This is a genomic window from Fimbriimonadaceae bacterium (genome assembly GCA_019638775.1).
GTDB lineage: Bacteria > Armatimonadota > Fimbriimonadia > Fimbriimonadales > Fimbriimonadaceae > JAHBTD01.
On the sequence record JAHBTD010000038.1, the window covers coordinates 1 to 9,165 of the forward strand.

The 9,165-nt window shown below is 60.5% G+C and carries 9 protein-coding genes; 4 read left to right on the forward strand and 5 right to left on the reverse strand.

What is annotated here, in order from left to right; genetic code table 11:
- On the reverse strand, nucleotides 1–1,090 hold a 1,090-nt coding region (locus tag KF784_18670), incomplete at its 3' end, for a PAS domain S-box protein (protein MBX3121089.1).
- 353 nt (nucleotides 1,091–1,443) lie between these two features.
- On the opposite strand from KF784_18670, the gene KF784_18675 reads away from it, so the two are divergent.
- Together KF784_18675 and KF784_18680 are read left to right on the forward strand one after the other, a co-directional pair.
- Nucleotides 1,444–3,006 carry a DEAD/DEAH box helicase family protein gene (locus KF784_18675; GenBank protein ID MBX3121090.1) on the forward strand — a complete coding sequence of 521 codons (1,563 nt, stop codon included), beginning with the start codon at nucleotides 1,444–1,446 and terminating at the stop codon, nucleotides 3,004–3,006.
- Between the two features lie 81 nt (nucleotides 3,007–3,087).
- On the forward strand, nucleotides 3,088–3,633 hold the full coding sequence (locus KF784_18680; GenBank protein MBX3121091.1) for an AAA family ATPase: 546 nt from the start codon (nucleotides 3,088–3,090) through the stop codon (nucleotides 3,631–3,633).
- Between the two features lie 154 nt (nucleotides 3,634–3,787).
- Here KF784_18680 and KF784_18685 read toward each other — a convergent pair whose 3' ends face one another.
- The 4 genes from KF784_18685 to KF784_18700 form a co-directional block, all read right to left on the reverse strand.
- Nucleotides 3,788–3,958 carry a hypothetical protein gene (locus KF784_18685; protein MBX3121092.1) on the reverse strand — a complete coding sequence of 57 codons (171 nt, stop codon included), beginning with the start codon at nucleotides 3,956–3,958 and terminating at the stop codon, nucleotides 3,788–3,790.
- Between the two features lie 311 nt (nucleotides 3,959–4,269).
- Nucleotides 4,270–5,595 (reverse strand): hypothetical protein, encoded by a 1,326-nt coding sequence (locus tag KF784_18690; protein ID MBX3121093.1) that lies wholly within the window; start codon nucleotides 5,593–5,595, stop codon nucleotides 4,270–4,272.
- A 196-nt stretch (nucleotides 5,596–5,791) separates the two neighbouring features.
- Nucleotides 5,792–7,411, reverse strand: coding sequence for a peptide chain release factor 3 (locus KF784_18695; protein ID MBX3121094.1), 1,620 nt, complete (start codon nucleotides 7,409–7,411; stop codon nucleotides 5,792–5,794).
- 299 nt (nucleotides 7,412–7,710) lie between these two features.
- Nucleotides 7,711–8,016 carry a hypothetical protein gene (locus KF784_18700; GenBank protein ID MBX3121095.1) on the reverse strand — a complete coding sequence of 102 codons (306 nt, stop codon included), beginning with the start codon at nucleotides 8,014–8,016 and terminating at the stop codon, nucleotides 7,711–7,713.
- Nucleotides 8,017–8,290: 274 nt separating this feature from the next.
- Between KF784_18700 and KF784_18705 the strand changes: the two genes are divergently transcribed.
- Together KF784_18705 and KF784_18710 are read left to right on the forward strand one after the other, a co-directional pair.
- Nucleotides 8,291–9,040, forward strand: a complete 750-nt coding sequence (locus tag KF784_18705; protein MBX3121096.1) for an HNH endonuclease — start codon at nucleotides 8,291–8,293, stop codon at nucleotides 9,038–9,040.
- A gap of 26 nt (nucleotides 9,041–9,066) precedes the next feature.
- Nucleotides 9,067–9,165 (forward strand): VF530 family DNA-binding protein (locus tag KF784_18710; GenBank protein ID MBX3121097.1); only part of this gene is annotated, 99 nt, incomplete at its 3' end.

Here is a 9,165-nt window from a genome sequence, read left to right on the forward strand (position 1 = left end):
ACTCCTTGCCGGTGCCGGTTTCGCCGACGATCAGGACCGTGGCGTCCGTCGGCGCGACCTGCGCGATGTCGTCCAGCACCCGGCGCAGGGCCGGGCTTTCCCCGATCAGTGTACCCGGGTGACGCGACTGGAGCTCTTCGCGCAGGAGTTCGGTCTCTACGGTCAACGAGCGGATCTTGTGTTCAGCCTCGATGCGGTCGCGCACGTTGCGGAGGATCACGGTTGTGGCGGTGCGGCGGTGCAACTCGAACCGGGAGAGCGTAGCCTCAGCGGGGAAGGAGCCGCCTTCGGGACAACGGGCCGTGAGGCCGCCGGGAATCCAGAGAGACCGCTCTCCTTCGGGGCGGGTGTCCAGTTCGGCGAGCAGGTTGCTCACGCGCCGGGCGTCTTCGTCGGTCATGAACCGCCGGAAGTCCTGGCCGACCATCCGGGACCCGCTGCAACGAAACACCCGTTCGGTGGCCGGATTGACGCGGGTGATCCGCAGTTGGTCGTCCAGCTCGATGATGGCGTCCATCGCGCTTCCAAGGAGCCGCCCCACGGTTTCCTCCCGATCCCGGACCTCGGCCTCGGCCCGCAGGCGTCGCAGCTCGGCGGCCGCCCGCGCGGCGAAGATCTGGAAGATGGCATGGATGCGCGGTTCTTCGGGAATGGGGCGTCGGTCGATGACGGCCAGGTGTCCCAAGATGGCGCCGTTGTGATCCTTGAGCGGCACCCCCATGTAGCTGACGGCCCCGGCCTGTCGCAACTCCTCTTCCTGCGGATAGATCTCCAGAATGCGGTCCGGGAAATGGACGAGGGTGGCGCTGTCGATCACCCGTTCGCACGGCGTCCCTGCGATGTCGACCTCGTAATCCTTCACCCACTGGCCATCCATCCAAAAGGCGAGGGCGCGCAGGCGGCGGGATTCCGGAAAATATTCCGTCACCCAGGCTCCGTGGGTCCCCAAGACGTCGGCGAGGTTGCGGACCAGAGCGGCAAAAAAGTCGTGGCCGGTCTCCGTCGCCGTGCCCTGCACAATGGCGCGCAAGACGGCGTCCGCTTCCAAGGCATGGAGCGGGTGGGTGGCTTCTGGACGCTCGGTCGACATGGCGTGGTGCCGTGAGTATGCGACCACGGCGCCGGCGTTTCAAGGGTAGCGGCGGCTTCGTCGGCCTCTTGTTGCCCGGCTGGTTTTGCGATACCATCCCGCGTAGATATGATGTGTCTCTCCCATGCCGTGACCGGCTGCCTCCGTGACGTGAGGGCCTGTCGGCCGCGTGTACGCCACACCTCATCTTCATCGTCGTGACAAACTGATCGTCTTCGTGGAAGCCCCCGGCTGCGGACCACTGCGGATGGGAATTGTATGATGTGCGTAGAGACCGGAGAGATGGGCGGGACGGCGCAGAATCGGCGCCACTCGTGGTTCGAGGCAAGGCACCGGACACGCCTGGTGGTGCTATGGCGGTGACCCTCGCCCCTTGGAAAGCCGTGCTTCGTGATTGGCAGGCTCGCGCGGTGGCCGATGTGTTGGCACGGCCGCGCGAGGACTATCTCGTGACGGCCACGCCGGCGGCAGGCAAAACGCGCTTTGCGTTGCGCATTGCCCATCACTATCTGGCTGCTCGCAGCGCCGGACGGGTGCTGGTGGTCTGTCCGACGAACCATCTGCGGACACAGTGGGCCTCCGCCGCCGGTCAGGTCGGCATTCAGCTCGATCCGGCCTTGTCGAACGAGCAGGCGCTGGAGGCACGGGATTATCACGGCGCAGTCGTAACCTATCAGCAAGTCTGTTTGGCGCCGGACGTGTTTCGCCGCGCCTGCCGGAGCCGCAAGACGCTGGTGATTCTCGACGAGTTACACCATGCCGGAGACGGCAAGGATTGGGGTAAGGCCCTGCGCGAATCGTTCGGGGAAGCCGTGTTTCGCCTCGCCCTGTCCGGCACGCCGTTTCGCTCCGACAACAATCCCATCCCCTACGTGCGGTACGAGCAGGGTGAGAGCCAGGCGGACTTTACCTACGGCTACTCCCATTCCATCCGTGACGGGGTGTGCCGGCCGATTCTCTTCCCGAGTTATGAAGGGGAACTGACCTGGCTCTCCGATGGGCGCGAGCATCGAGCCACGTTCGAGGACGGGTTGACCTTCGAGCGCCAACGCGAGCGGCTGAAGACGGCGTTGCTCCAGGAGAGCTGGCTGGGGCCGGTGTTGAGCGATGCCCATGCCGAACTACAGCGACTCCGTAAACAGGAGCAGGCGGACGCGGGGGGCTTGATCGTGACCATGAACCAAGACCATGCCCGGCAGGTGGCCGACCTCGTGCAGAAGATCACGGGTACACGTGCGCAGGTGGCCGTCTCGGACGATCCGTCCGCTTCTAAAACCATCGAGACCTTTGCCCATCACAAGCAGCAGCAGTGGCTGGTGGCGGTGAACATGGTCAGCGAAGGCGTCGATATTCCGCGCTTGCGGGTCGGGGTCTATGCCACCAACGTCTTAACGGAGATGTATTTTCGTCAGGTGGTCGGGCGGTTCGTGCGCATGCAGGAGAAGGTGCCGAAACCGCAGCGGGCCTGGCTCTACCTACCTAAGGATGCGACGCTGGTGCATTATGCCAAGCGCATCAAGGTCGAGCGGGATCATGTGCTCGAAGACATCATGCCGGCCGTCCAGCGAACCCTCTTCGGGACCGCCGCGACGTCGTTGAAGGAATATATCCCGTTGAACGGCGTGGCTCGTCTCGATGCCTTGATCGGCGCCGAGGAGGGTGAGTCGTCCGGCGAAGGCAAGGGGCAGCCGGAACCGGCGGTGGCGCTGCACGACCAGAAGAACAGCTTGCGGGACAGACATCGCGTGCTGGTCGGGGCCGTGGCGCGAAAGTGCGGAGTGGATCATCGACAGCTCAATGCGGAGCTGATCAAGCGGACCGGTGGGCGAGTCGATCAGGCCACGATTCCGCAGTTGGAGCGGCGTATCGCCCTCCTCGAAAAATGGCGCGACTCCGGCTTCGATAGGAAGCGGTGAGCGCGACTGGAGCATCATGAAACGAAGCCGTCACGCGGGCGAGCGAGATTCTCGCCGGTGAATGGGGCAAGAAAGGGAGCCATGGTTGATACCAGAGTGAAGCAGCCGGCGAGAAAGCCTGCCAAGAAGAGCCGCACGCAGGTCGTGACCCCATCGGTGACGAAACAGACGGCACCTGCGCGGCGTAACCGGTCCGCTCGCCCGAAGCGGCCGACCGTGGCAGTGGTGGTGCTCTCCGGCTCGACCCCGCTCCGCCGGAACAAAGCAGCGGAATTGGTGGCGGAGGAACTGAAGCTCGACCTGTCGAAAGTGAATCTGTCGTCCCTGGTGAGTCGGCGGGTCGGGGAAACCGAAAAGAATATCAACCGGGTATTCGACGACGCGGAGCGCAGCGGTTCGATCCTGTTTTTCGACGGGGCCGATGCGTTGTTCGGCACGCGACGCGGGGGTGGAAGTCCGTATGCGGATGCCGGTGCCGCACACCTGCTGCAACGCATCGAAGACCATAACGGGCTGGTTATTCTGACGACCAACGGGAAAAGCCGGATCGATCAGGCCCTGTCGCGACAGGCGCGGGTGTCGGTGATGGTGGGGATCAAGAAGAAAAAAAAGAAACCGTCGGTCTGACGAGTCGTGCTTCCCGGGGCCGGTTCGAGCATGTGGGATTCGTCTCTCGTGTCGAAGCCGGATGCCGTCTCTTCACGAGAAACGTGTCACGATGCACGAATCGGCGAGCGATGCGAGCACGCGGCTGACAGAATGTTTCAGCATCCTGTGAGGCTTACTCCGTTTCTTCGCTCGCCTCCAGGCACTTGGTGCATTGCTCCAAGTCGGGCACGCCATGAGCACTGCAGAATGGTCGGTGGCACAAGGCGCAGATCATGAAGGTCATCTTGATTCGATCGTCGGCTTCGCAGCAGTAACAGTTTTTTGCGGTTCTTGCCTTCGGCATGGGTCTTCTCCTCGAAACCGGTATCGGCCTCAGTGTGTATCGTGATTGTCAGGCGGACCGATCGCCGATCGCGTCGGTGTGCGACGCTCGGTCATCCGTGCCGGTCCTGCTGCACGGAGGGCGTGGAAACGTCAGTCCCTGTGAGAGCGGGCAAGGCACCTAGGCCGAGTTAGCCTGAGGCGCTAAGGGCAGCAAGAGGTGTGATCGTGCTCGCATCAGCTTTCCGGAGGTCGCCGGGGGGTCCGGAGATGCTAGATCCTTATAACACATTTGACGATGGTCGTGGCGGCTGCAGTGTCGTGCGGCCAACGTCATGGGTTGCGCGGTGGAAGCTCAGCGGGAAAGCCTTTCTGTAACGCGCGGTGAATTGCGTCGGCGGCCACCAGGTTTCCTTCATCTGTCCAATGTGTGTCGTCCGGCAGGTAGGTGGGAATGCCGGAGCGTGCTGCGGTTTTCAGGGCCGGGGTGAGGTCGACATACTCGATACGTGGATCTGCGTCCGCCAACAGTCGCTGGAGTCGACCGGGTACGTCGCTGACATGCCATTGACGGATCGCGGCTGTCGACAAGGCTAGGTTTGGGAGATCGTGGTAGACGCGGAATTTTTCCGGCACAAACGCCACCAGGAAACGGATATTCCGGTCGCGGCAGAGTTGCGCTGCCCGGATGATCGGAGCAACGGCTTTGCGAAGAGTCGGCTCTGAGACCCGCTCCACTTCGGCGGAGGCAAAAAAGACGGTCGTCGTCCGGTGCATGCTGTCGAGAAACTCGGCGCGGAGCTCCTTCAGGGACTCATCCGGCGTGCATGGCTGCTCCGACCGGAACAGAAGAGCCGAGACATTTCTGCTCAATGACCGAAACCAGAAATCCTGCCACCAGCCGTTGCCTGATCGGAGTACTTTCTCCTCGTAGCGCTCCGCATCCAAGAAGTCATTGCCTTCAAAAAATGCCCAGACCACCGTTTGGGGTGCGAGGGGGAAGCCGAACCGTTGCAGGACGACCAATTCCTGTTGAGGCCCATACCCTGAGTGTCCCAGATTGGCGACGGACTTCTCTTGCAATTCACTCAGCCGGGTCGTGATCACACGTTCGTCCGGCGTGAAGTAGCCCTCCATGTATGAATCTCCGATCACGACGATCTCGGCCGAGTCGAGGTCGCGGGCATTACGAAATCCGTTTCGATCATAACGGACAGCGACCGTTCGGGCAGGATCCGGAGGGATGCAGAGCGCTCGACCGATGTTGCCTTGGTACGGCGCTTCATAGCGATAGTGCGGATCGTGTCGCCACAACAGTTCCTTGTCGAACCGTCGTCCCGCCACGCTCAGCGCCGTTCCGGATTCGTACGAACCGAAGAGGACACGGTAATCGACGAGACCGAGCAGGACGGCTCCTTCTGCGAGCACCCAGCAGAACACGAGCGAGCCCGTCGTAAGAAGGAAGCGCGTTCCGGTTTCCGAGAGCGGCATCCGGTTGAACATGCCGTACAACGCCCAGCCCAGCAGATAGGCCGAGATGACGTTGTCCAGGAGGTGGCGGATCGTCGTCACCCCCGTGAGTACGAGGATGGCAGAGCCGGCAAGGAAGACGGCCAGCGTCGCGAAGGCGATGATTCCCCTGTGATCGTCGCGTCTCATAACCGTGCGCTCAAGAGCCGGTTGTCCGATGGTGCATCGATCCGTGAACGGGCATCCATGTCAGGTGTAAACGAGACCGGCAGGAGTGTCCAGTCATACTGGACACTCCTGCCGGTGTCAAGAGACGGACCGGCGTACACGATGAGGGGCGTGGCGCTGCCACGTCGTGCAAGGGAGTGGTGTTCGGCCGTCAATCTTACTGGCCGGCGACTTCTTCTCGCAGTAGGAATTTGATGGAAGGATTCGATTTGACGCAATAGGCCAGCAGGTGTTCGGTGGTAAACAACATGACGCCGCGTCCCTGCTGATCCACGAGGCGGACGGTATCCGATGGCCAATAGACCGCAGCAATGGCGGTGGGGTCCCCGACGATCCAGCGGGCCATGGTGTGGGGCATGCGCTCGACGGAGGTTTTCACGCCGTATTCGTGCTCCAGGCGCGACATGACGACGTCGAACTGCAGTTCACCCACCGCAGCCAGCACCGGCTCGCGGCGCACGTGGTCCGGTGAGTAGAAAATCTGCATGACCCCTTCCTCTTCCAGCTGCTTCAGGCCTTTTTGAAACTGTTTGTGCTTGGAAATGTCCTGTGTCCGCAAGAGACCGAAACATTCGGGAGGAAAATGCGGAATGGGATCGAAGCTGAGCTTGGAGTCGGAGGTCAACGTATCGCCGATGGTGAACAGGCCCGGATTCACCAGCCCCACCACATCGCCGGGGTAGGCCTCGTCGATCGTTTCGCGGTCGCGGCCGAAGAGCCGATGCGGACGCGTCATCCGGATCTTCCGGCCCAATCTGGCGTGATAGACCATCATGTCTTTTTCGAAGCGGCCGGAGCAGATGCGAAGGAAGGCCATGCGGTCGCGATGTTGCGGGTCCATGTTCGCCTGAATCTTGAACACGAAGCCGGAGAAGGTCTCATCCGTCGGCTGCACCAGGCCTTGGGCGCTGTGCCGGGGGCCCGGAGGTGGCGCAAGGGAGGTGAAGGCATCGAGGAAGGGGCCGACGCCGAAATTGGTCAGGGCGCTGCCGAAGAACACCGGCGTGAGTTCACCGGCGAGAAATCGGTCGCGATCGAAGGAGGTGCCTGCGCCCGTCAGTAGGCCGATTTCTTCCTGCAGCGGACCGTAGGCCTCGCCGAGGGTATCCGCCAGTTTCGGGTTGGGGAAGGTCTCCACGGTCATCGGGGCGCGCCGTTGGTTGTGCGAGGTGCGCTGGAAAAACAACACTTGGCGCTGTTGGAAATCGTAGACGCCTTGAAAGCCGGATCCTTCGCCGATCGGCCAATTGAACGGGACGGCCGTCATGCCCAGCGTGCGTTCGATCTCATCGAGCAGGTCGAAGGGGTGACGTCCGGGCTGGTCCATTTTGTTGATGAAGGTCAGGATCGGAATGCCGCGTTTGCGACAAACGGCGAAGAGTTTCTTCGTCTGCGGTTCGATACCCTTGGCCCCGTCCAGGACCATGACGGCGCTATCCACCGCCATAAGGGTTCGATAGGTGTCTTCGCTGAAGTCCTGGTGTCCCGGCGTGTCGAGCAAGTTGATTCGTGCGCCGTGATAGTCGAACTGCAGCATCGTGGACGTAATCGAAATGCCGCGCGCCTGTTCGAGTTCCATCCAGTCCGATTTGGCTTGGCGCTGGGTGGAGCGGGCCTGCACGGCACCGGCCAGGTGGACCGCCCCGGCATACAGCAGCAGCTTTTCGGTCAGCGTGGTCTTTCCGGCGTCCGGATGGGAAATAATGGCGAATGTGCGCCGTCGCAAGACCTCGCGCCGTAATTCGTCTGCTGCGGAATGCTCAACCGGCAGGGACATAGCGATTCTCTTGGGTGATGTAGGTGCCAACGGAACAAGGGACGGAGCGTCTCTTGGCGTCGCTGGATGGTAACCCTTTCTTTTAGCAGTCGCAAAGGGGCGGGGGCAAGGAGGGGGGGATGGGGGCTGGATGATCTCCTATGCTCGCGCAACGCGCGGCCTGAGAAGGCCCTCGTTGGACGGCGCGCAGTAGGAGATCACCCAGCCCCCATCCGTAGGAAGAATAGGAAATGGAGCAGCTGGGGGGCGCGCACGATCGGCATGTGCCCGTCCGATGCGCGCAGTCAGAGCCGGGGCGGTTATTTGCCCAGCGGATTGGTCAATGCTCCCTTGGCGCCCTCCTTGATGTCCTTGACGTCTCCCTTGACCTGTCCGACGCCCTGCTTGGTTTTGTCGAGATCTAATTTCTTCGCGTCTTCTTTTGTTTGCGTCGCATCGGTTTTGAGTTTGCCTGTGGCTTCCGTCAAAGACTTGCCGGTGCCCTTCATCGCCTCTTTGCCTTCAATGATGAGGCCATCGGCATGGGCCAATGGAAGATGGGACGAAACCGAGCCAGCTCCGAGACCGGCGGTGACTGCGAGAGCGACAATCAATGCCTTCTGCATGATGAGCCTCCTTGGTGAGTGGGTGTGAGGTACAGCGTGGGGATTCGTGGTGTGTGCAGATGGCTAGCCTGCTCAGGCCGGTGCCATGCACTTACACGAGCACTATAGCAGGATGCCGACATTATTGTTTCGCGATCGTGCGTCTACTGCGCAAGCGCGTAGAGGCGGTTTGTTCAGATACAGTGGCCGGATGCCTACTTGGCGTATAATCCCTTGCCGTATACTGTTCTGGGCGGTAAATTCCACAGCCTGATGGTATTACCATGGGGGCCGTATGAATGTTGATGACATCATTAGTTATGGGGACCTGGTCGGGGCTGAGAAATTGATGCTCCAGAAGGGAATGAACTTTGGCGTCGGAAAGGACTATTCCATTCTCCTCATGTCTCAGCGAGTGAATGCTCCCTATCGAGATATCGTTGATGAGGTGACGGGTATTCTCGTGTATGAAGGTCATGATCAGCCGCGCTCAAGAGATTGTCCGAATCCCAAGGAGGTTGATCAACCGATCACAACGCCGAAGGGGACTTGGACGGAGAATGGTCGATTTTTTAAGGCGGCCATGGATTTTCAGCGCGGTCTGAGAAAAAAAGCTGAGTTGGTGAAAGTCTACGAAAAAATTGCTGTCGGAGTATGGTGCTACAAGGGATTTTTTGAGTTGTTCGACGCACACTTTACGTTGCGGGGAGAAAAGAGAAAAGTCTTCCAGTTTTTCCTCAAGCCCGTCGAAAAGAAGCCGTTTGGCCGCGTTACGGAGCTGCCACACAGACGGCTGATTCCGACCCATGTGAAGGTCGAAGTCTGGAAACGAGATCAGGGCAAGTGTGTCCAGTGTGGCTTTCAGAAGAATCTTCATTACGATCACGACATCCCCTATTCAAAGGGCGGAAGCAGTCTTTCTGCGCAGAACGTTCGAATCCTGTGCGCCAAATGCAACTTGGAAAAATCTGACAAGATCATGAGCATGTTGCCGTGGCTCTGTGCATTGACACACTCTATTGTCGAGATTGGGCCGCATCCATAGAATGGTAGTCCATTCGCCCTTCCATCATGGTGCATGCTATACACCATCACAGCATGACGATTGCTCATCCCCGCGATCCATTGCACGGCATTACGCTGGAGACCATCGTGACTACCTTGGTCGAA

Bases quoted from the DNA above. Each gene is read 5' to 3' on its own strand.
- KF784_18675 (MBX3121090.1), top strand. From the start codon at position 1,444: ATGGCGGTGACCCTCGCCCCTTGGAAAGCCGTGCTTCGTGATTGGCAG.
- KF784_18680 (MBX3121091.1), top strand. From the start codon at position 3,088: ATGGTTGATACCAGAGTGAAGCAGCCGGCGAGAAAGCCTGCCAAGAAG.
- KF784_18685 (MBX3121092.1), bottom strand. From the start codon at position 3,958: ATGCCGAAGGCAAGAACCGCAAAAAACTGTTACTGCTGCGAAGCCGAC.
- KF784_18690 (MBX3121093.1), bottom strand. From the start codon at position 5,595: ATGAGACGCGACGATCACAGGGGAATCATCGCCTTCGCGACGCTGGCC.
- KF784_18695 (MBX3121094.1), bottom strand. From the start codon at position 7,411: ATGTCCCTGCCGGTTGAGCATTCCGCAGCAGACGAATTACGGCGCGAG.
- KF784_18700 (MBX3121095.1), bottom strand. From the start codon at position 8,016: ATGCAGAAGGCATTGATTGTCGCTCTCGCAGTCACCGCCGGTCTCGGA.
- KF784_18705 (MBX3121096.1), top strand. From the start codon at position 8,291: ATGAATGTTGATGACATCATTAGTTATGGGGACCTGGTCGGGGCTGAG.